The sequence below is a fragment of the Salinimicrobium marinum genome, assembly GCF_014651535.1.
Taxonomy (GTDB): Bacteria; Bacteroidota; Bacteroidia; order Flavobacteriales; family Flavobacteriaceae; genus Salinimicrobium; species Salinimicrobium marinum.
In genome coordinates this window covers 381,763-402,526 of record NZ_BMXB01000002.1, presented here as the reverse complement: position 1 = coordinate 402,526, position 20,764 = coordinate 381,763, and the positions used below count along the sequence as shown (strand labels likewise).

Genomic DNA, 20,764 nt, shown 5'->3' with positions numbered 1-20,764 from the left:
ACACATGGACAAATTTTTCACTACGTGTGCTTTATTCGTATCAATAAATTTTTTTGCTCAAACTACTGCCACCGGTTACGTTTTTGAAGATTCCAATCAAAACGGCAAAAGAGACAGAAGAGAAAATGGACTTTCGGATGTTGCGGTAACCAACGGACATGAAGTGGTTCTTACCGATGCTTCTGGGAAGTATGAACTGCCTGTGGGGGAGGACAATATCATTTCAGTTATCAAACCTTCGGGATATAGCATTAGAACAAACAAAGATAATTTACCTCAGTTTTTCTATATCCATAAACCGAATGGTTCTCCCAAAGCAAAATTTAAAGGAGTAGCTCCTACCGGACACCTTCCAAAATCGATAGATTTTGCACTGATTCCTTTAGAAGAAACGGAAGAATTTACGGCCCTAATTTTTGGAGACCCTCAACCATATACCCGGGAAGAAGTAGATTTTTTTTCTAAAGGAATTGTTTCAGAAGTTGAAGGAATTGAAAATGTCTCTTTTGGATTAAGTTTAGGAGATCTGGTAGGTAATGATCTGAGTTTGTTTAATCCATATATCCAGGCAGTAAAAAGAGTGGGGATCCCATGGTACAATCTTCTTGGAAACCATGATTTGAACTTTGATGCAGAAACAGATGAAATGGCTGATGAAACTTTTGAAGCTCATTTTGGTCCGGCAAATTATGCTTTTAATTATGGGAAAGTTCATTTCATTATTTTAGACGATGTTCTCTATCCTGATCCAAGGGATGGCAAAGGATACTGGGGTGGCTTCCGGGAAGATCAACTTCAGTTTATTGAAAATGATCTCAAATTTGTTCCCAAAGATCATTTGATAGTTTTAGCTTTTCATATCCCCATAAGCGAACCAGATGGAGATAATTTCAGAGATGAGGACAGGAAGAGGCTTTTCCGTTTACTTCAGGATTTTCCTAATACGCTGTCTCTTTCAGCTCATACCCATATCCAGAAGCAGGATTTTTTTGGAGCGGAGGAAGGATGGCTCCAGGGAAAACCGCATCACCATTATAATGTTGGCACCACCTCCGGAGACTGGTATTCCGGAAAGTTAGATGAAGAAGGAGTTCCTGTTTCTACGATGAGAGATGGAACGCCAAAAGGATATGCATTCATAAATTTTAATGGAAATGAATATAACATACGTTATAAATCTGCCGGGGACCAAAATGATTTCCAGATACAGGTTTTCGCACCAAAAGTGGTAGCTAAAGGTAGAAATACACAGGCAGGAATTTATGCTAATTTTTTTATGGGAACCGAAGGAAATGATGTTAGGTATAGGATTGACAATGGAGCATGGAAAGCTATGAAATACGTGGAGGAACCAGATCCTTCTTATTTGATGTTGATCAACGAATGGGATACAACGGAAGAACTTATGCCTGGACGGAGATCTTCAAATGCTGTAAAGAGTGAACATTTGTGGCGTGGGAGTATACCAACAAATCTGGAAACAGGAGAGCATGTAATTGAAATTAAAGCCACAGATATGTTCGGGAATAATCACAAGGCCACCAGCAGTTTCAGACTGGAAGAACCAAAAAATTAATTTTTACATAGTTAGTTGGAGAACCTGTCGAAGCTTCTTTGCAGAGGCAGGTTTTTTATGCGATTTCTTCATAAAAATATTTTTGGTTACCACTTAAAATCCAGTTTTTACTCGCTTAATAAATTATTTAAATTTTTTACTCCTCTAAGGCTACTTCTCATGAAAAAGCAAATTGTTAGATCTCCTTACAGGTAAGCCAATTATTTCGATTTTCTTTTCTCTGGACTACCGGCATCCGCTTTTTAGTTTTATGAATTTTATCTCATCAATTCATTTGCTTCAGTGGTGAGGATAGAGTAGAAGTAAATAAGTTCATTATTTAAAGGGTTTCTATTGTTGGAATAAATCCCTGGTATAGCAAATATTTCCTGGTCATAGGATTGATCTGATATTTCTGCTTTTGTTTTCCTATAGAATCCAGCCTTTGCCCTAAAAATAGCCACTGGTTAAAATAAGACAATGGTTTTGTACAGAATTCCTAAAAACCCATTTTTCATAAAGGTTTCAATTATTGCATTGAGCGTCATCTTTTTTATTTTCTCATCTATGACCCAGACAGGGATTAAGCCCAGTGAAACATTTCTATTTCTTCATGATATTCATTCAGGATTACTGGAGTTTTCTGAATTCCGGCATTCAGTTTGTACGATAACACCTATAATCTAATTAAAATCAGCTATTAAAACTAGCGGAAATTGTTAACCACCCTCCTCAATTTCTTCTCTTATATTTTCAAGATATGCAAGCTCCATCTCACTGTTGAAATAGAGATCCTGATCTTCTGGATTCCTTTTTATAATTTCTAAAAGTTCTTCTATTCTATGGTATATCATTGGTAAATTCATGGCGTATTATTTTTTATATTCTCTTCACAGGACTTACATAGTCCTTAAAAAATTGGATTCAAAAGATGTGCCGAAACCATTGAACGACATAAAATTCAGGCAATCAACAATTTTTTATATTTAAAGCTTCGAGCTATTCTTCTCATTCAATATTCTATATAGTTGTAAAAGATCCACCTGGTCTGGCAAAAGATTTAGATGATAGAAATAAAACCATTCAAAAGCTCCTGAACCTTAGAATAGAGATATTTAAATGATCCAGAATATGCCGGTGGAAATGCTCGAAACCTACTTTGGGAAAAATGGCAGGACCATTTTGAAAAGAGGGAACGGAAATCCATTTATAAAGAATAAATTTTTCCTAAGGATACCATCAATGTGATAAAGCTGCATGCCACCTTGATGGCTATGGCATAGAACCCTGCTTTCCAGTTAAGAAGAGGGAAATAGCAAATTTTCATAAAAGTGTGAAAATTCAATATTCAGATTTTCAGAACTACACCATTCAGGCTAAAGTTTCTTATACCAGTGCAGACCATTTAAATATTCCAATGATAATGCGGCTCTTTAAACAGTTGTATAACCGGCGGCTACTTATAAGGCTTATTGGCATAAAATTCCACGGCCTTGTTAGAGGAGATTACCAGATCAACCTATTTGATGATTCCGAAGCTACGGGTGTTAACAATATTTTATTATATAAAAAGATGTCTTCCAAACCTGAAATCTTAATTTTAAAAAAACACAACGTATTCTTATGTATTCCAATTTACGCTATTTATTTATTATAGGATTCTTTTACATTGGCGTAGGTTCCGGTTTTACTGTAAGGGCTCAGGAAACTCCAGAAGTTTCTGTTGGTGGGGCATTACGATTTAATTACAACCTTTCCTCCTGGAAACCGGAACAAAAGACACGAGGCGGAGATTTTGGCTATGATTTATTCCGAATAAATGCAAATGCTTCATTTAAGGGAATATATCTTAATGCGGAATATCGATTGTATTCTGATGCCTTTGGTGGTGGTATGCTAAAGCAAGGTTGGTTTGGCTATCGTTTTAATAGAAATGATGAGTTGCAGGTAGGACTTACACAGGTGCCTTTTGGTATTCAACAATATAATTCCAATAACTGGTTCTTCAATCTGTCATATTATGTGGGACTGGAGGACGATCATGACATGGGTATTAAATACATTCATAGCGGAGAAAAATCAGAATACCACCTAGCTTTCTTTAAAAATGCTGAAGAAATGCGCTTCGGAAATAATACAGAAATCTCCCATAGCAGATATTCATATGATGTTGCAGGAAGGAATAAAGAAATTAATCAGTTCAACGGAAAATATGTTTTTAAATTCGGGGATAATATCAAGCATAGGTTAGGTATGTCTGGACAGTATGGAAGTCTATATAATCTTGACACTAAAAAAACTGGTAACCACCACGGATTTGCGCTGCATTATGAAGGCACCTATAAGAACTGGAACCTAAAAGCTGAAGCCATGAATATTAGCCATAACCCTCAAAATTTAGAGAAAGCTTCAAGAGAGGTAATTTCCATGGCAGCATATGGTGCCGAGTATGAAGTTGCTGCCGATTTTAATATGTATACTTTGACCCTTGCCAGGTTAATACCCATTGAATGGGGGCCAATGTCTGCACTTCAGGTCTATAATGATTTTGGGTACATGCAGAAGCATAAAACTGGTTTTGAAGATTCTTATATGAATGTAACAGGGGTACTGGTAACTACAGGTAATATTTATACGTATATTGATTATGCTGCAGGTTATAATCATTCATGGCTGGGAGGAAACTATGTAAACGATTTTAGCAGGGGAACGCCTGATGCCACTTGGGAAGCACGGTTTAATATAAACATTGGCTATTACTTTTAATACGAACACAGCTTTACAAAAGCTTATTATAAAAATACAATATGGCGAAGAAAATTATTAGAAGCGACGAGAGAAAATCAATAATGGGATTGGATATAAACGGTCCGGTTTTCTTTACCTCCTCTATTTTTATAATCGTAAGCATCACGCTTACTCTTATATTCCGGGAGCAGGCTGAAAATTATTTTAATGAAATTCAGGATTTTATTTCTAACACTGTCGGCTGGTTTTTTGTGCTTTGTGTAAATATCTTTTTAATTTTCGTTGTTTATCTCGCTTTCAGCAAATATGGAGATATTAGAATAGGCGGAAAGGATGCCAGACCGGAATTTAAAACCCTCTCATGGTTTGCTATGCTTTTTAGTGCCGGTATGGGGATTGGCCTATTGTTCTGGAGTATTGCGGAGCCAGTTACTCATTTTATGACTCCCCCTTTAGCAGCTGGAGGTACTCCGGAAGCAGCCCAGGAAGCAATGAATTTTACTTTTTTGCATTGGGGTTTTCATGCCTGGGGAGTATACGCACTGGTTGGTCTTTCTCTTGCCTATTTTACTTATTCACACGGATTGCCATTGACAATACGATCTGTTTTTTATCCCTTGTGGGGAGATAAGATCTACGGTAAAAGAGGGGATATTATCGATATTTTTGCTGTCTTAGCCACGCTTTTTGGGTTGGCCACCTCTCTGGGGCTTGGGGTACAACAAATAGCTGCTGGCCTGGAGCACGTATTTGGCCTTAGTAGTGGGATAGTTACACAGGTATCTCTTATTGTCGGAATTACCTTTATAGCTACACTTTCAGTAGTGCTAGGAGTAGATAAAGGGGTCAAGTTTTTGAGCGAATGGAATATGAGAATTGCAGTAGTTCTACTGCTACTGGTAGTACTTCTGGGTCCGACAATATTTATATTTCAGTCTTTTGTGCAGAATACGGGTAACTATTTCTATAGCTTTCTTGAGATCGCTACCTGGACAGAAAGTTATACGGGAAATGACTGGCAGAACGCATGGACCGTATTTTATTGGGGCTGGTGGATTGCCTGGTCGCCATTTGTGGGAATGTTCATAGCTCGCATTTCCAAAGGCCGCAGTATTAAAGAATTTATTCTGGGAGTACTTATAGTACCCTCTTTAATTACATTTTTTTGGATTACTGCTTTTGGAAGTACTTCTATTCAACAGGCTTTGGTTGGAGATCTTTCGGTATTAAATGCAGTTGAAGACAACGTGGCCACGGCGCTTTTTGTTTTTCTGGAAGATTATCCCTTTGCCGTGGCTCTTAATGTGATTGGAGTAGTACTTATTGCTGGATTTTTTGTCACCTCTTCAGATTCAGGTTCCCTGGTAGTAGACAGTCTTACTTCAGGAGGAAAGATAGATGCTCCGGTAGGGCAGAGAATATTCTGGGCGGTTGCTGAAGGAACTGTGGCCGCTGTCCTGCTCATTGGAGGAGGTTTACAGGCTCTGCAAACAGCTTCCATAGTGACTGGTCTCCCATTTGCTTTTATTCTATTGTTTATGTGCTACTCCCTATACATCGGCCTCCGGGATGAACATCAGCAAACAGAAGAACGCAAAACGCAAAAGGAATGGGAAAGCTATGAGGCAAGGGTTGCAGATATTATTAAAAAACGAAATGCAGGAAAACAATCACCAAATCTTTAATCTTCTGTTATGAAAAAGAATTATAAAAATATACTCGTCGCACTTGATCTTTCAGATATGGATGAAGTGCTTATAAAATATGCATCTTTTATTGCTGAAACGTTAAAGGCAGAAAAAGTATATTTTGTTCATAATATTAAGAAATATGAAATATCCGAACTCTTTGATGAGCAGCTCAAAGATGTAAATCTCGATGAAGTTATTGGAGATGAGCTTAATGAAAAGGTGGAAGAAAATTTTACGGCAGGTTCGGAATGGGAGGTATTGATCTCTGAAGATCCTTACAGTGAATCGCTGATAAAATATGTAGTTGATAAATATGCAATTCAACTGGCAATCGTAGGGAACAAGAAGCATGAAAATGGAACGGGCCTGGTAAGCGGGAAATTACTTCGGCTTTTGAGATGTGATATTCTGGCAGTACCTCGTTTGGCTAAAACAAAAATTCGGGAAATTTGGGCCGGTACCGATTTTTCGCCTGATTCCCGAAAAATATTTACCGTAACCAAAACTTTGCAGGAGGAGAAAGGATCATTTCTAAGACTGATTCACGTTTATAGCGTACCTGTACAATTTTCCCCGTATGTATCGCCCGAATCTATGGCTCCTAAAGTAGAAAAACATGTAAAGGAGAAAATAGAAAAATACATTAAAAAACTCGATTATACAGAACCTATTGAACCATTGGTTTTTCTTGGAAGGGAATCTGGAGCGGCACAAAAGATCATTGCCAACATCAAAAAATCTAATGCTGACCTTCTGGTAGTTTCTGATAAAGGAGGAAACACTTTTTCCCCATTTGCTGTAGGAAGTGTTACAGAAGAGTTATTTAATGCAAATTACGGGATACCATTATGGGTGGTGAAATAAACAACTACAAAGGAATACGGGGATAATTCTGTATTTCTTTTTCTTCTCCATCTTTGATATTAATAATTTTACTTGGCCTGCTGTTTCTGGCTACTTCCCTGGCTTTGGTATGAGCTTCATCTTCGTTCTTAAATGCCTGGATAAATTTTCCGTCATGGTTGAATACATGCCATTCCTTTTTTTCTTCACTCCAATGTACCCTGAAGGTTCTTTCGGCGTGGGCATACGGTTTGTTTCGTATGAGGTCTAGAATTATTTTTCCATCGCTAAAATTTCCATCAGGGTACGGCATTGGCAGAAGGGCGAAAAAAATATAATAAAGAGAGAAATAAGTAAATTGGTATGTGAACATGTTGGTATCAATCAACTGCTCCTCAACCAGGATCATTACAGCTAGAACACCTAAAATGTTAAATAAGCTTCCACCAAAGAAAATGAGGATATTGCTCCATTTTCTCTTTATTCGTAAATTTTCGAAAATACATAAGCCGTACCAAAAGTAATACTTGCGCACTTCTAACATTCCCCATTGGAAAATCGGTTTTCCGGTACCTAAACTGACTTTGATATTTTTTCCACCAAACAACCATGCAAAAAATACATGTCCTCCCTCGTGTAAAATTGAAATCAATGGCATAACCAGAAAAAAAGCCAGGAAAAACTTCGGGATATCGCTTATACCAAACATGATAATTATTTTTCAAAACTCACACATTCTCTGTGAATATTTCTAACTGTATCATCTATTCTCTGAACAACAAGTCGCAAAGATTATGAAATCTATTAAGCCGAAAAAGTCATTTAACAGGTTTTAAGAGAGGTATATAGATAAGTTTCTTTTCCTTAAGCTTGAGACAGGCCTGGTGAATTTGGGAACGGGTAATTTCCAGTATTTGGTTGATTTGTTTAACTTCTCTGGAATTTCCTTTGACTTTAGCTTTTTTACTGTCCTAGAGACCTGGATCTACTTTGACGTCAAGGTGAAGTTCACTCTTTTCCCATTTGAGAAAGTCTACCATGAAGATCAGTTTTATTGCCTTTTATACGCGGTTTGTTGACCAAAAATGAATGGAAAAGTGTTTCCGGTCTTCAGAGTTGTCGTCTTTTAATGAACTAAACCGTTAGATGAGAGTCAAATCCATTATTAAAAAGCAAAAAATCACAACAAAAACGTACTAAAAATTATTGACCTAATTGCGAACTAATTAACCATATTTTCTTGGATATTAGATATCAAAAAAAATAAAGCCCTTGAAAGTCAAGGGCTTTGCTGGTATTTAAATATTAAAAAGTGATCGCGACAGGATTCGAACCTGTGACCGTCTGCTTAGAAGGCAGATGCTCTATCCAACTGAGCTACGCGACCATTTTAGCGGTGCAAATATAATGAGCTTTTCAGAAAACACAAGCTAAAATTTAATTTTATTCCACTAAATAATTTCCGTTCTATGCAGGCCTTATCCAACCTGCTGAAAATAATGATGTTATTGTCGAATAATTTTTTAAGAAAATTTGAAATTCAATTGAAATAGCAGAAAAGAATGGAGCAGTTCTTGTTTCATTGTTATACTTAATACAATTTTAACAAACGAATGGTAGTAGTGAAGAAGGCTTCTGTTATTTTTGCTGTTTAACAGAATGATCATATGGATTTATCGAAGATAAAATTAGTAGTAACTGATATGGATGGAACTTTGCTTAACAGCAAAGGTGAAATTGATAAGGGTTTCTACCCTTTATTGGAAAAATTAAGAGAAAATGATATTACTTTTGCTGTTGCCAGTGGGCGACAGTACTACAGCTTAAAAGAAAAACTTCACAAAGTGCAGGAAGGGCTTGTATTCATTGCGGAGAATGGTGCTATTATAATGGAAAATAATGAGCAAAAGCACATTCAGCCCATAGCCAGAGAAAAAGCACTGGAAGTGATTCAAAAAGTCAGGGAAATAGGAGGGAAGTACCTTATTTTATGCGGAAGAAAATCTGCTTACATTGAAGAAACAGATCCGCAGTTTATGGATCCGTTTTTAAGGCACTATGAGAAATACGAAGTGGTACCAGATATTACTAAAGTAGAAGATGATGAGATCCTGAAGATTACGATCTGCGACTTATCAGGTGCCGAAGCGAACAGTTATTCTCATGTGAAGCATTTTACAAAGGATTTCCAGGTAAAGCTTTCAGGAGAGATTTGGATAGATTTTACAGACAAAGATGCGCAAAAAGGAAATGCTTTGAAGAAGATCCAGGAGCTAAAAAATATCACTGCAGAGGAAACTATTACTTTTGGAGATTATTTAAATGATATTGAACTGTTTGATCATTCAGCCTTTAGTTTTGCGATGGGGAATGCTCATGAAGAAGCCAAAGCAGCTGCAAAATATTCTACTGAAACCAACGATGAGCTGGGAGTACAGAACGTCCTTGAGCGATTGATCCAGGGCAGGGAGACACTGCAACCCAAAGAACAGGAATAACTTAAGATGCTTTCCTGAATCAGATTTTTTCAATCCTTAAAAAAGCAACTTTAAAAATTTAAATTTTTATAATATAAAAAGCCCTGAAAAATTTCTCTTTCAGGGCTTCTTTTGTAAAAATTGTGAGACTTCTAATATTTGGCAGATTCACCTTCTCCCGGCAAACTGTTTATAATGAATTCTCTAATATCATCATTTGCATTTTTCAGATCTTCGCTTCTCAGGTACATCATGTGGCCACTTCGATACCCTTTAAAGCTTAATCGATCCTTCATTTTACCGCTTGGATCTAGCTGCCACATGGAATACTTCGCATTAAAGTAGGTAGTAGCACCATCAAAATATCCGCTTTGTATCATTACATCAAGATTCGGGTTTTGAGCCATGGCCTGCCGAAGGTTCTCGCCCGTATTATTTCTGCTTCGGTCCCAAGGATGTACCGGGCCAAACATATAATAGGTTAGATCTGTTTTGAAATTAAGATCTTCAGCTAAATAATGATTTATGGCCGGGGTAAAGGAGTGTAGCCAGGAAGTCAATTCAGCATTATAATCGGGAGAATCTCCGGCTTCCTTACGATCTACTCCCAGATACCGGGAATCAAGTCTGCCAATGGTGGTTCCGCCTTTTTCCCTCAACAACTCTTTCCAGAACGATCGGAAAGGTACTTCCAGATTGTTCTGAAGAATTACTTTTTCTGAAATTCCCGAATAAAATGACATTTTTGAAGCTATTTCCTTTCTTGCTTCTTCCTCCATGAATCCGCCTTTTATCAAAGCAGGCAGGAGTTCATTTATGGCATATTCTTCTACTTCGGGAAGTAATTCTTCCTCAAGATCCATTTCCTGCAATTCTGGAGCGAGTGTATTATGGTACCATGCAGCTGCTGCGAAGTATGGAAGCCTGTTAGCGACTTCTACAGGTCCTTCGCGGTCAATACCAATTTCTGTAGGAGAAACGAGGATAACCCCATTTAAATACATCCACTGACTGTTTTGAAGTTCCAGCGCAAGCCCTGAAACACGGGTAGTTCCATAACTCTCACCAATCAGGTATTTCGGCGAAAGCCATCTGCTGTTGCGGGTCACGAAAGTATTGAGCCATTTACCAAGATAACTGATGTCTGCATTCACTCCAAAAAACTGACTCCGGTCTCTTTTTTCGCCGTTTTCAGGTTCTATAATTCGGGAATATCCGGTATTTACAGGGTTAACATATACAATATCGGCAATATCTAAAATAGAATGCGGATTTTCTTTTATTCCGTAAGGCTGAACAGGAAAACCTTCATCATCAATTTTCAGTACTCTTGGGCCAGTATAGGCAATATGCATCCAGACAGAGGCTGAACCGGGACCACCATTAAAGGAAATCACCAGTGGCCTGTTAGAATCGTCTTTAAGTCCGCTACGTTTGTAATACGTGTAAAACAGTGATGCGACGGGTTCTCCTTCATCGTTCCAGACAGGCTGCATTCCTGTGGTGGCCGTATAGGAAATTCGCTGGCCCTTTATGGTGACATTGTGGGATGTGGTAACCGTGGTGTCTACGGGAATTTCAATTTGCTGACTTTTTCCCTCTGAAAAGATCAGGAGACAGGTGAAGATTAAAAAAGAAAGTTTTCTCATGATGGAATTTTGGTTAAAAAGCTAAAAATAGCATTTTATAACCAAAATTCCTTTACCTAAAAATCGCTTTTGCAATGGCTGAAAAACTTAAAAAGTATACCTAAAGCTAAGACCCTGATACTGATTGCCAAAATGATTTCCAAAAGTAGGAGTAAGGCTTAAATTTGCATTTTCTTTTTTATGAAGTTCGGGAATAAGAATACCGGATAAGGCACCTACACTATAGCCAACAATATTATCTGTAAGAAAATGTTTTCCCGCATCGTGACGCAGATAACCAACCCAAGCAGGTACTAAAGCAGCTGCAGTCCACACGTACGGCCTTGCCCATGAATCCGGGTGAAAATCGTTAAAAACTTTTGCTGCAAAAAAAGTGGCGGCAGCTGTGGCAGCTGTGTGTCCGGCAAAGAAGGAACGGGTAGAACTAGGTGAAGTCTTTTCATGCATAGGCGCATCGTCACTATAGACCATTGGTCTGTACCTGTCAATTAACCCAACTGAAAGTGTATACAAAGCTCCCGTAGTCGCCATAGTTTCAATATACATTACCGAAATCTGACCTATATGTGATCTTTGGTCATTATCTGCCAGCATCATAACAACGGGCACAGCAAAAGACCCCAAAAAGGGATAGTAACTCAAATCATCTGCACTCGCGGAATAATTTCCGGCAGACCACCTGTCGATAGCCCAGATGTCATCTTTATCAAGGTTGTTCACTTCCTCTTCAGTCAACCCTTCTTTTTCCTGAATAAGATAGAATCCTACTCCGGTTAAAGCCAAGCTACCGCCCAGGTAAGGTCCATCAACTCCCCAGTTTAATTCGTAGGGAGATTCAGAAGTAGAAAAGTTAGTTTGAGAATAGGATGAAAAAGTAATTATTGTGAATAGAAGTATAAAAAATCTGGTCATGATAAATAGTGCTTTTACTCAAATCTCGTTCATATTATTGGGAAATCCTGAGTCTTTAACCAAAATATAAGAGCTTCAGGAGAATTTTCAGAAAACATTAAACTTTTTTAATTCACAGCTATACCAGTACTTACACATTTTTGGCATCAAAAAAGAAACCGTCTTAAAAGCATTTTTTCGTCAACCTGTTCCCAAAGCTTCGGGTGCATCATGTTCTAATAACTTCTGAATTATTTCAGAATAACGAAATAAAAACTTTCGAGACAGTCTCTTTATTTAGTTCATCAAAAAATTGATGCTAAGCTTTTTGAGCTTCTTTTTGTTTTTTATGACTAAACAAGTTGTACTCCTTAATCATAGCTGTGGTTTTTTCCGGAAGCATTTCTTCCCAACCACTTTGGCCACTCGCGATCATTTGCAGTACTTCTCTTGAATATATATCGAGGATATTAGGATCATAATCCTGAATATCGACCACCTTACCATTATATTTAAAGAACTTGTACAGCTCTTTCATTCTTGGATGTACCTTTAGGTCTTCACTTGTGGTAATCTCACCGGTATCTTTATCTTTAAGAGGGTACAGATAAACTTTTAAGTCTTTAAAGAATAATTTACCAAAAGCTTCCAAAATACCACCACTTAAGTGACGGTAGTATTTCTCATCAAAAATATCCACCAGGTTATTTACGCCCATGGCAAGCCCCATTCTTTCTTTAGTATAACGGGAGAAATATTCAACCACGCGATAATACTCCTGAAAATTGGAGATCATTACGGTTTGTCCCAGGGAACAAAGCAATCTAGCACGGTCCATGAAATCCCTTTCATCAATTTCTCCTTCGGCTCGTAAATTGGACAAGGTAATTTCAAAAATAACTTCAGTATTTTCCTGAGAAACCCTGTTTTCTTTTAGGAAAAGATCGAGAGACTGCTTGTACATATCCATATTGACCTTGGTAACCGGCCTGAAACTTCCTCTTAAAGCAAGAATGTTCTTCTTGTAAAGAATTTTAGCAGGCAGGACGTTGTTACCATCCGGTGCAAACATTACGGCATCGGTCATTCCGTTTTTCACCAGCTGTAGACTCATCAGTCGGTTATCTACTTTTTCAAAACGTGGTCCCGAAAAGTTGATGGTGTCAATTTCTATCTGATCTTTGTCTATATGATCATATAAATACCGGAGCAACTTTTTAGGATTATCATATTTATAATAAGCCCCATATATCAAATTCACTCCGAGAATCCCTAAAGTATTTTGTTGTAAGCGAGCATCGTTTTCGTGAAACCTTACGTGAAGAATTATTTCATTGTAATCTTCCTCAGGATGTACCTGATATCTGATCCCAACCCAACCATGACCTTTGTATTTTTTGGCAAAATCTATGGTCGCTACCGTATTGGCGTATGTAAAGAAAAGTTTATTAGGATGTTTCTCACGTGAAATACGCTGTTCGATAAGAGTTGTTTCGTGGGAGAGCATCTTTTTCAGTCGCTCTTCGGTCACATATCTTTTATCTTCCTCAATGCCATAAATAGCATCACTAAAATCTTTATCGTAGGCACTCATTGCTTTCGCAATCGTTCCCGAGGCACCACCCGCTCTAAAAAAATTACGTACGGTTTCCTGACCGGCTCCAATTTCAGAAAAAGTCCCGTAAATATTTTCGTTGAGATTTATGCGTAATGCTTTACTTTTTATTGAAGGAACGTTCTCAAATTCACGATCCCCCATAATGGTGATAGGCATAGCTTTTTTTTTAAAATGAACTTTTATTAAGTCAGTTCAAAGGTACTAAAAGCCTAGGCTAAACAAAAAAATTATCCTTAGTTTTGTGGTAAATTTAGCGTCTTGGAAATAACGTTTTTAGGTACAGGAACTTCACAGGGAATCCCCATCATTGGGAGTAATCACCCGGTTTGCCTTAGTGAAAACCCGAAAGATAAAAGACTAAGAGTGTCTGTTCTTGTAAAGACCCATGATCTTACTATAGTAATTGACTGCGGACCCGACTTTAGGCAGCAAATGCTGGCCAATAAGGTTGATCGTGTCGATGCTATTCTTTACACCCATGAACATAGCGACCACACGATTGGACTGGACGATATAAGGCCATACTTCTTTAAACAGGGAGATATCCCGGTATTTGCCCATCAAAGGGTAATGAATTCGCTTCGCAAGCGGTTTGATTACATTTTTGCTTCCGAAAATAAATATCCCGGGGCTCCAAGTGTACGGGAACATGTTATTGAAAACAAGCCTTTTAAGTTCAAAGATGTTCACATCATGCCGGTAAATGCAATGCACAACCGGCTGCAGGTCTTTGGTTTCAGGATTGGTGATTTCGCCTACCTTACAGATGTTAAGACCATCGAAGAGGAGGAAGCCAAAAAGTTGAAAGGGGTGGATGTTTTGGTGGTTAATGCCCTTAGAATTGAAGCACATCATTCCCACTTTAATCTGGAAGAGGCGCTGGAATTTATTGAAAAGATCAATCCAAAACGTGCTTACCTAACCCATATTAGCCACATGCTTGGTTTTCATGACGAAGTACAGGCTTCCCTGCCAAAAAATATTTTTCTTGCTTACGATAATTTAAAAATAAATCTTGATGCGTAAATCCCTGCTTTTATATTTTTCTGTTTTTATGGTGCTGGTGGTGATCTTTCAATATGTGAGTGCCAAAAACATGGTAGAATCGAAAGACCGACAAATTAAATCTTTAAGAGAAGATATCGATGAGCTTAAAGCCAGTAATAATTCCATGGCTTCGGAAAACAGTTCTGCGGAAACTTTCTCTTTTTCCGGAAATGAAGACGCACTGACTTATTTTGAAGACAGAGGCTATGATCCTACTGAAGTAGCCCAGCTGGTAAAAGATCAAATCATTGGCAGGAACAGCGCTTCAGAAGACAATGACCTGGTACCTTATGAAGGAATGGAAGGTTTTATGCGCATTAATCAAATTAAGATCCTGAACCATAAATGGATCATCGCCAACTTTACCGATGGGACTTACTGGGGAGAAGTTTTTATGACCTTTGAACTTGATGAAAACAAGAACCTGATCCTGGAAACAGAAAAAGCCCTGCTTTACCCCCGCAACCAGTAATCCTGGATCTTTTTAAGAAGTAAATTAATTTCCAATTCCCGATTTAACATCTTTAAATGGATTCATTTTTCCATACTTCTTGAAGAATTTATTTCTCAGGAGAGTTAAAATACTTTAGAATAAGGATCATTAAATTAAACCTTTTTCTGAAGAAACTTCTGGATTTCCGTAAAGTTTTGTGGTGCAACACCGTGTCCCACCGGAAATTCTGAAAAAGAATTTGCTATTCCCAATTCATCCAGCAACGGCCTTGTTTTTCTGGCCCAATCTACAGGAATCACCTGATCTACCGTTCCGTGGGAACTGTAAACAGACAGGTGTGAAAAATCCTTCTTTTCGTATCCTTCTTTTAAAATATCCCTGTCAATGAATCCGCTTAAACCAACTATATTTTTCACCTTTTCAGGGTAGGAGAGGGCAACAGCAAAACTAAGGATACATCCCTGGCTGAAACCTACAAGCGTTACATCCTTGCCATCTACAGGGTAAGAAGCAACCACTTCATCAATGAAGTCGGCTATTTTTTCACGAGAAGCAATTGCCTGCACTTCATCCGTGAATTTTCCGTTCATATTATCAAAATGAATGGCATACCAGGCGTGTCCGTAAGGTTGCAACGGAAAAGGTGCCCTGGCAGAGATGATAAAGAATTCCCCCGGAAGCTCTTCAGCAAAAGAAAACAAGTCCTCTTCATTACTGCCATAACCGTGCAGCATGATGAGGAGTGGCGCTTTATCTGAAGGTATTTTGGGTTCTCTTATTTTATGAAATAAAGAAAGATCGATTGTTTGCATTATGTGATTGTGTTAAACCATTTCTGAAATTTATCTCCCAGAATAGGTACTTCATTTAATTGTCCCTGGATAGCTCCAACTATTCCGTAACCCCAGAGAACGATCACAAAAATATAAAAAGCAGAAGAGATAAGCCAACTGTCAAAAGCGGAAACAAGTAATCCCAAGACATAAAAAGTTATATGAACTCCCAGCGCCTGCCGAATGTGAAAGCTGGCAAAAGGGTTCTTGCTTTCATTGTTCATAAAATAGGCTATAATGGTTCCTATAATTGTAAGGTAAGCCACAATGGCGGCCGGTTTTCCCTGTTCTGCTGAATATGACATTTCCTGAAATTTTTAATGAAATTTACTTCTGCAAAGGTACATTATTGCGGTCTTTAAGGGAATTGTTTCTCCCTGAAAAAATCCATTTTACGCCGAAAAGAAATTACCTTTTGCAAAAATACCTAACACCTTTCCTTTCAGTTGTTCCCCCAGAAATACACTGTTTTTGGAGGTGCTATGAATATCTGAAAGTTCAAAAGTATATTCAGTATCCGGATCGAAAAAGGTGAAATTCGCCTGACTTCCCTCATCGATAATATCTTCAGATAAATTGAACCTGGATCTGCCTGCCAGTAAAACTCTGATTACGGTTTTTAAAGAAAAGATCTTCAGCAAAGCACCAAAAGCAGATTCCAGGCCAAGGGTACCGAAAAGAGCATTATCAAACTCTACTTTTTTATGCTCCACATCTACCGGAAAGTGGTCACTGGTGACCATATCTATCGTGCCGTCTTTTACCCCTGCAATAAGTGCTTTTATATCTGCTTTTGTGCGAAGTGGAGGCAAAACTTTGGCGTTGGTATCAAAATCCTTTAAAACTTCATCTGTAAAAAGAAGATTGTGAATCGCCACGCTGCAGCTTACATCAAGTCCGTTCTCCTTGGCTACCCTTATTATTTCTACAGATTTTGCAGTGGAAATGGTGGGGATATGAAGTTTTCCGCCGGTATATTCAAGAATATAAAGATCACGGGTAATCTGCAATTCCTCAGCAAGGGCTGGAATACCTTTTAAGCCTAAATAGGTGCTGTTTTCATGTTCGTTTACACTACCGTTCCCCGCGATTTTATTTTCCTGCGGAAAGGATTGTACAAGTCCGTCGAAATTTTGTGCATATTGCAATGCTATTTTCAAAAGATTGGGATTGGAAACTGCTTTTTTGTGATCTCCAAAAGCGATCGCTCCTGCCTGCTGCATATCGTAAAGTTCGGCCATGTCCACGCCTTCGCTGTTCCGCGTGAGGGAGCCAATAGGGTAGAGGCTTACAGGGCTGGTTTCAGCTTTAGATCTCAAAAAGGAAACCGCGCCTTTATTATCTGTAACGGGAAGGTTTCCCGGGTTTAAAGCAATTCCGGTAAATCCGCTTTTTGCCGCTGTTTTTAGTCCGTTTTCAATGGTTTCCCTGTCTTCATATCCGGGTTCTCCAAAACTAACGCTGCTGTCAAACCAGCCTTGTGAAACGTGCAGGTTTTCAAAAGATATTTCCCTCCCGACATCCTGTGCTTCAATGGAAGGAGCAATTTCCTGAATAACTCCGTTGTCAATTAGAATATCCATCACTTTATTGTGAAACGGACTTTCATTATCTACGATCCTGGCAGATTTTACAAGTACTTTCATTTACTATCTATTTTTATAAGGATTTTTATATCCTTTTTTATTTTCTGAACTGGATTCTCTTTTTCCGGCACTTATTTAAAGAACTTTAGAATGAGCATTTCAGTCAACAGAAGCAACAGCCCAAAAATAACAAACCATTTCCAAAGCGCCTCGGTGTCATTTTCTGTATCTATTTCCCGGAAAACTTCAGAAACAGAATTACTTACCGTTATCCCTTCGGAAGAGGTTATGTCTATGTAATCCATATTGCTTTCAGTTCTGTCAATATTAAAACTTAGTACACTGATTTCAGAAGTATCTTTTACCACCGAATAATGTCCCGCTTCTTCAGGAGCTTCATCAAAATAAAGTTCTACCTTTCTCTGGAAATTCTGTTGTCGTGGGATAAACGAATAATCGGATGAATGAACCTTCAGGATCTCATCTCTTCCTAAAGAAACATTCAGATCTACTTTGGCAGAATTTCCAGAAATATAATATAGCTGTGAAGCCTCGAGCGCCAGGTTCCCGATATTAAAAAAGGTGGGAACGATAAGTGGCGCCATCTGGAAATTGGAATTTTCGGTATTTAAGGCGCCGGTAAAAACAAAAATGTTGCCCTTCTGAAAAAGAAAAGCCTCGCCATTCTCATAGCTTAACACTGGAATTACATTTCCGGTTAAGCTGTAGGAACTCTGCACTTTTGGATACTGAAAATTATGCACCTCCTCATCAAACACAGATTGATAAAGCGGATGTGCGTACGAAATCATGGTAATTAGTTTTTCCTGATCTGATTTTTGTTCAAAAGCCGGTAATCCAACCTCCCTGAAGAAAGCATTATAAGTAGTAAGATCGGCCCCTTCTGAAGGTATGAGTGCCAGATATATATCTTCCTGTAAAAGGCTTCGCAAAGTTCCGGCCAGGGGAGAGGATATCTCTTCGGGCTCGTTAAGGACAATCAGGTTTGCAGAAGTAAGCGCATTAAAATCCACCCGGTTTTCTGAAAATGATTTAAGGTTGAAATCGGGTTCTCTAAAGATCCTGCGCAGGAATGAATCATCACTGTTAGTGATCACCACCACTTTAACAGGATCATTTTTATTAATGCTGAAGAATAACTGGTTATCAAAGTTCAAACCCGAATCATTTATACTAATTCTTCCCCCTGGTAAATTTTCTGAAGTTACTTTGAAAGTAGTCTCTGCCGATAAATCTTCTTTAAGGCTAACTGTTTTTTTAGCTAGAAGATGGTCATTATTATAAAGTGACACCGGAATTTCTGCTGAAGGATTTCCTGTTGCTTTTAGCCCTACTGTTAAAGTGGATTCATCCAGGGTTCTTGCAGCTATAAAAGCTGTATCTATAGTGATATTTGTGATGTTTTCTGGTTCCATTTGTACGATCCTGGTGTAAATTCCCTTCCCAGAAGTCAGTACCTCCGAATCTCTCTTTTTCTGAAAATCTGAAATGGTAATGAGGTTTTTGGAAGCACCTGGATTATCTGAAAAGTAATTTCCGGCTTTTATTTGAACAGCCTCCCAGCTCAATTGATTTGGGGAGTAGGTGAGTTGTTGTAGATCGTTCCGAAGATTTTCTGCAGTTACGTTTTTAAATTCCGCATCATTGGTAAAAAATGAAAAAGTAGCATCCACAGGTAGATATTCAAGCAATTCCTGGACTCCGCGGCGTAATAAAATTCCGTTAGACCCTCGTGCCTGCATGCTGTAGGAGTTATCTAAATAGATCACCGTTTCACGTTCTACCGCAGCACGGTTGGAATCTGACGGAAAAAAGGGTTGTGCAAAGGCAAAAATTATAGCAGCCAGCAAAAGAAGCCTGGTGCAGAGAATAAGCCATTTTTTTACCTGTGAACTCTTGCGGGTCTGCAGGCTGGCCTTCCTTAGAAATTTGACATTGGTAAATTTTTCTTTCCGGAATTTTCTTAACTGAAAAAGATGTACCAACAGTGGGATTACTAGTAAAAAGAGCGCATAAAGTAATTCCGGGTATTTAAAATGCATTCTCAGGCAGAAATTTATCAAATATAGAAAATGATAAGCTTACATTCTTTTTATTTTGAATTTAAAATTGCTGCCCTTGTGTAATTCAGATTCTACCGTGATTGTGCCGCCCAAATGGTCCAGAAGTTTTTTTACCGTGGCCAGTCCAATTCCGGTGCCGGGATTTCCGTCGCGATCATTAGAATCCAGGGTGGTGAAAAGATCGAAAATCTTGTCGAAATCTTCTGCGGGAATTCCGTTTCCGTTATCCAGAACTTCAAAATAATAATGTCGTTCAGTTTCAGAAAAACTTATTTCAACTTTACGAAAAGGTTTGCTGTTGTATTTTAATGCATTGCTGATCAAATTCATAAAAATCTGAGCCATAGCTGCCTTATTGACTTTCTGAAGAGTCCCGATAAGAGGATAGGAAATCTCAACATTTGAATTTACCTGATACAGATCTGCAATGGATTTAAAGAATTTTTGAAGCTCCACATCTTCTTTTGCCTTGTCCAAAATCTTTTCACTCCTGTAAAACGTAAGGATACCGTCAACATAATTACGCAGGCTGTAGGATGACTGAATAAGAAAATCTAGGTACTGTACAGTATCAGCATTTAAGGAATCTTTATTCTCTTCCTGAAGCAGTTCGGTAAGGGAAATGATATTTGCCAGCGGGGATTTAATATCATGGGACACGACACTTGAAAATTTCTCCAGTTCACGGTACCGTTCCTGCAATTTCTTCTGCACCTTCAGCAATTCATTATGCTGTTTTTGATAGTCAATTTGATTTAGTATTTGGCGGGAGAGAATGTCCAGGGCTACTCTTTGATTATCATTGAGGTCACCCGGCTTTTCATCGGCTACATATAAAACTCCGACTTTTTGAAAGGCACTGATCAGCGGAACCCCTGCGTAGAAAGTGAATTTACTTTGCAGTGATTGGAAATCGGGATCTTTTTTAAGGTCTTCTATCCCGAGAATTCTTTCCTGCTCCATTACCGGTTTCCAGAAACAGGGATTCAATAGGGTTTCTTTTTCTTCGGTACCAAAAACAGATTTGATCCAGGGAATTCCATTAGTAACCCCTATTATAGCGGCTACAGTAGTGTTGCACAATTGAGAGGCAAGTACGAGAATGTCATCAAAATCCTTCTCGGGACAAAGGTGCAGCAGGTTTATTTCTGTAGTGTCTGCCTGTAAAGGTTTTTCCGGTATCCGGAGATGCGATTCAATCATATATCTTTTGAGATCTATAAAAGAAGATAAAGATATTAAAACTCATATGTTTTGAATCTTAAATAGTTAAAAAAATGTTTTTCTT

The 20,764-nt window shown here is 38.3% G+C and carries 18 protein-coding genes and 1 tRNA gene; 8 read left to right on the top strand and 11 right to left on the bottom strand.

Going from position 1 to position 20,764, the window contains the following annotated elements:
- The first annotated feature begins 4 nt into the window (after positions 1–4).
- Complete coding sequence (locus IE056_RS05755; RefSeq protein ID WP_189603727.1) at positions 5–1,576, top strand: calcineurin-like phosphoesterase C-terminal domain-containing protein; 1,572 nt, start codon at positions 5–7, stop codon at positions 1,574–1,576.
- A gap of 698 nt (positions 1,577–2,274) precedes the next feature.
- Here IE056_RS05755 and IE056_RS05750 read toward each other — a convergent pair.
- A complete protein-coding gene (locus tag IE056_RS05750) occupies positions 2,275–2,421 on the bottom strand; it encodes a hypothetical protein (RefSeq protein WP_189603726.1) in 147 nt (48 codons plus the stop codon).
- Positions 2,422–2,888: 467 nt separating this feature from the next.
- Here IE056_RS05750 and IE056_RS18435 point away from each other — a divergent pair, with 467 nt between their 5' ends.
- Genes IE056_RS18435 through IE056_RS05730 form a run of 4 tightly spaced genes read left to right on the top strand, consistent with a single transcriptional unit; the run spans position 2,889 to position 6,858 of the window.
- On the top strand, positions 2,889–3,212 hold the full coding sequence (locus IE056_RS18435; protein WP_229793666.1) for a DinB/UmuC family translesion DNA polymerase: 324 nt from the start codon (positions 2,889–2,891) through the stop codon (positions 3,210–3,212).
- Positions 3,179–4,321 carry a putative porin gene (locus tag IE056_RS05740; RefSeq protein ID WP_189603725.1) on the top strand — a complete coding sequence of 381 codons (1,143 nt, stop codon included), beginning with the start codon at positions 3,179–3,181 and terminating at the stop codon, positions 4,319–4,321. The genes IE056_RS18435 and IE056_RS05740 overlap by 34 nt, the downstream gene beginning before the upstream one ends.
- 41 nt (positions 4,322–4,362) lie before the next feature.
- Positions 4,363–5,988 carry a BCCT family transporter gene (locus IE056_RS05735; RefSeq protein ID WP_189603724.1) on the top strand — a complete coding sequence of 542 codons (1,626 nt, stop codon included), beginning with the start codon at positions 4,363–4,365 and terminating at the stop codon, positions 5,986–5,988.
- Positions 5,989–5,997: 9 nt separating this feature from the next.
- Positions 5,998–6,858 (top strand): universal stress protein, encoded by an 861-nt coding sequence (locus IE056_RS05730; protein WP_189603723.1) that lies wholly within the window; start codon positions 5,998–6,000, stop codon positions 6,856–6,858.
- 4 nt (positions 6,859–6,862) lie between these two features.
- Here the strand turns inward: IE056_RS05730 and IE056_RS05725 are convergent, their stop codons facing one another.
- A complete protein-coding gene (locus IE056_RS05725; protein WP_189603722.1) occupies positions 6,863–7,546 on the bottom strand; it encodes a site-2 protease family protein in 684 nt (227 codons plus the stop codon).
- A 604-nt stretch (positions 7,547–8,150) separates the two neighbouring features.
- Positions 8,151–8,224: transfer RNA gene (locus tag IE056_RS05720), tRNA-Arg, on the bottom strand.
- 280 nt (positions 8,225–8,504) lie between these two features.
- Between IE056_RS05720 and IE056_RS05715 the strand changes: the two genes are divergently transcribed.
- Entirely contained in the window at positions 8,505–9,335 is an 831-nt protein-coding gene (locus tag IE056_RS05715; RefSeq protein WP_189603721.1) for an HAD family hydrolase, read from the top strand.
- A gap of 131 nt (positions 9,336–9,466) precedes the next feature.
- On the opposite strand, the gene IE056_RS05710 is transcribed toward IE056_RS05715, so the two are convergent.
- The 3 genes from IE056_RS05710 to IE056_RS05700 form a co-directional block, all read right to left on the bottom strand.
- The gene (locus IE056_RS05710; RefSeq protein WP_189603720.1) at positions 9,467–10,963 is read right to left on the bottom strand and encodes a S10 family peptidase; all 1,497 of its coding nucleotides are present in this window, start codon (positions 10,961–10,963) and stop codon (positions 9,467–9,469) included.
- Positions 10,964–11,050: 87 nt separating this feature from the next.
- Entirely contained in the window at positions 11,051–11,875 is an 825-nt protein-coding gene (locus IE056_RS05705; RefSeq protein ID WP_189603719.1) for a phosphatase PAP2 family protein, read from the bottom strand.
- A gap of 298 nt (positions 11,876–12,173) precedes the next feature.
- Entirely contained in the window at positions 12,174–13,628 is a 1,455-nt protein-coding gene (locus IE056_RS05700) for a TonB-dependent receptor (RefSeq protein WP_189603718.1), read from the bottom strand.
- A 102-nt stretch (positions 13,629–13,730) separates the two neighbouring features.
- Here IE056_RS05700 and IE056_RS05695 point away from each other — a divergent pair, with 102 nt between their 5' ends.
- The gene (locus IE056_RS05695) at positions 13,731–14,498 is read left to right on the top strand and encodes an MBL fold metallo-hydrolase (protein WP_189603717.1); all 768 of its coding nucleotides are present in this window, start codon (positions 13,731–13,733) and stop codon (positions 14,496–14,498) included.
- A complete protein-coding gene (locus IE056_RS05690) occupies positions 14,491–14,991 on the top strand; it encodes a hypothetical protein (protein ID WP_189603716.1) in 501 nt (166 codons plus the stop codon). Before IE056_RS05695 ends, IE056_RS05690 begins: the two co-directional genes overlap by 8 nt.
- A gap of 134 nt (positions 14,992–15,125) precedes the next feature.
- On the opposite strand, the gene IE056_RS05685 is transcribed toward IE056_RS05690, so the two are convergent.
- From IE056_RS05685 to IE056_RS05665, 5 genes are all read right to left on the bottom strand, one after another.
- On the bottom strand, positions 15,126–15,785 hold the full coding sequence (locus IE056_RS05685; protein WP_189603715.1) for an alpha/beta hydrolase: 660 nt from the start codon (positions 15,783–15,785) through the stop codon (positions 15,126–15,128).
- Positions 15,785–16,111, bottom strand: coding sequence for a DUF4870 domain-containing protein (locus tag IE056_RS05680; protein ID WP_189603714.1), 327 nt, complete (start codon positions 16,109–16,111; stop codon positions 15,785–15,787). Before IE056_RS05680 ends, IE056_RS05685 begins: the two co-directional genes overlap by 1 nt.
- Positions 16,112–16,198: 87 nt before the next feature.
- The gene (locus IE056_RS05675; protein ID WP_189603713.1) at positions 16,199–17,452 is read right to left on the bottom strand and encodes a dihydroorotase; all 1,254 of its coding nucleotides are present in this window, start codon (positions 17,450–17,452) and stop codon (positions 16,199–16,201) included.
- 71 nt (positions 17,453–17,523) lie between these two features.
- Complete coding sequence (locus IE056_RS05670; RefSeq protein ID WP_189603712.1) at positions 17,524–19,455, bottom strand: BatA domain-containing protein; 1,932 nt, start codon at positions 19,453–19,455, stop codon at positions 17,524–17,526.
- Between the two features lie 39 nt (positions 19,456–19,494).
- Positions 19,495–20,679 carry a sensor histidine kinase gene (locus IE056_RS05665; RefSeq protein ID WP_189603711.1) on the bottom strand — a complete coding sequence of 395 codons (1,185 nt, stop codon included), beginning with the start codon at positions 20,677–20,679 and terminating at the stop codon, positions 19,495–19,497.
- Between the last annotated feature and the right edge of the window lie 85 nt (positions 20,680–20,764).

Coding starts and splice junctions, on each gene's coding strand:
- IE056_RS05755 (WP_189603727.1), top strand. CDS start 5: ATGGACAAATTTTTCACTACGTGTGCTTTATTCGTATCAATAAATTTT.
- IE056_RS05750 (WP_189603726.1), bottom strand. CDS start 2,421: ATGAATTTACCAATGATATACCATAGAATAGAAGAACTTTTAGAAATT.
- IE056_RS05740 (WP_189603725.1), top strand. CDS start 3,179: ATGTATTCCAATTTACGCTATTTATTTATTATAGGATTCTTTTACATT.
- IE056_RS05735 (WP_189603724.1), top strand. CDS start 4,363: ATGGCGAAGAAAATTATTAGAAGCGACGAGAGAAAATCAATAATGGGA.
- IE056_RS05730 (WP_189603723.1), top strand. CDS start 5,998: ATGAAAAAGAATTATAAAAATATACTCGTCGCACTTGATCTTTCAGAT.
- IE056_RS05725 (WP_189603722.1), bottom strand. CDS start 7,546: ATGTTTGGTATAAGCGATATCCCGAAGTTTTTCCTGGCTTTTTTTCTG.
- IE056_RS05715 (WP_189603721.1), top strand. CDS start 8,505: ATGGATTTATCGAAGATAAAATTAGTAGTAACTGATATGGATGGAACT.
- IE056_RS05710 (WP_189603720.1), bottom strand. CDS start 10,963: ATGAGAAAACTTTCTTTTTTAATCTTCACCTGTCTCCTGATCTTTTCA.
- IE056_RS05705 (WP_189603719.1), bottom strand. CDS start 11,875: ATGACCAGATTTTTTATACTTCTATTCACAATAATTACTTTTTCATCC.
- IE056_RS05700 (WP_189603718.1), bottom strand. CDS start 13,628: ATGCCTATCACCATTATGGGGGATCGTGAATTTGAGAACGTTCCTTCA.
- IE056_RS05690 (WP_189603716.1), top strand. CDS start 14,491: ATGCGTAAATCCCTGCTTTTATATTTTTCTGTTTTTATGGTGCTGGTG.
- IE056_RS05685 (WP_189603715.1), bottom strand. CDS start 15,785: ATGCAAACAATCGATCTTTCTTTATTTCATAAAATAAGAGAACCCAAA.
- IE056_RS05680 (WP_189603714.1), bottom strand. CDS start 16,111: ATGTCATATTCAGCAGAACAGGGAAAACCGGCCGCCATTGTGGCTTAC.
- IE056_RS05675 (WP_189603713.1), bottom strand. CDS start 17,452: ATGAAAGTACTTGTAAAATCTGCCAGGATCGTAGATAATGAAAGTCCG.
- IE056_RS05670 (WP_189603712.1), bottom strand. CDS start 19,455: ATGCATTTTAAATACCCGGAATTACTTTATGCGCTCTTTTTACTAGTA.
- IE056_RS05665 (WP_189603711.1), bottom strand. CDS start 20,679: ATGATTGAATCGCATCTCCGGATACCGGAAAAACCTTTACAGGCAGAC.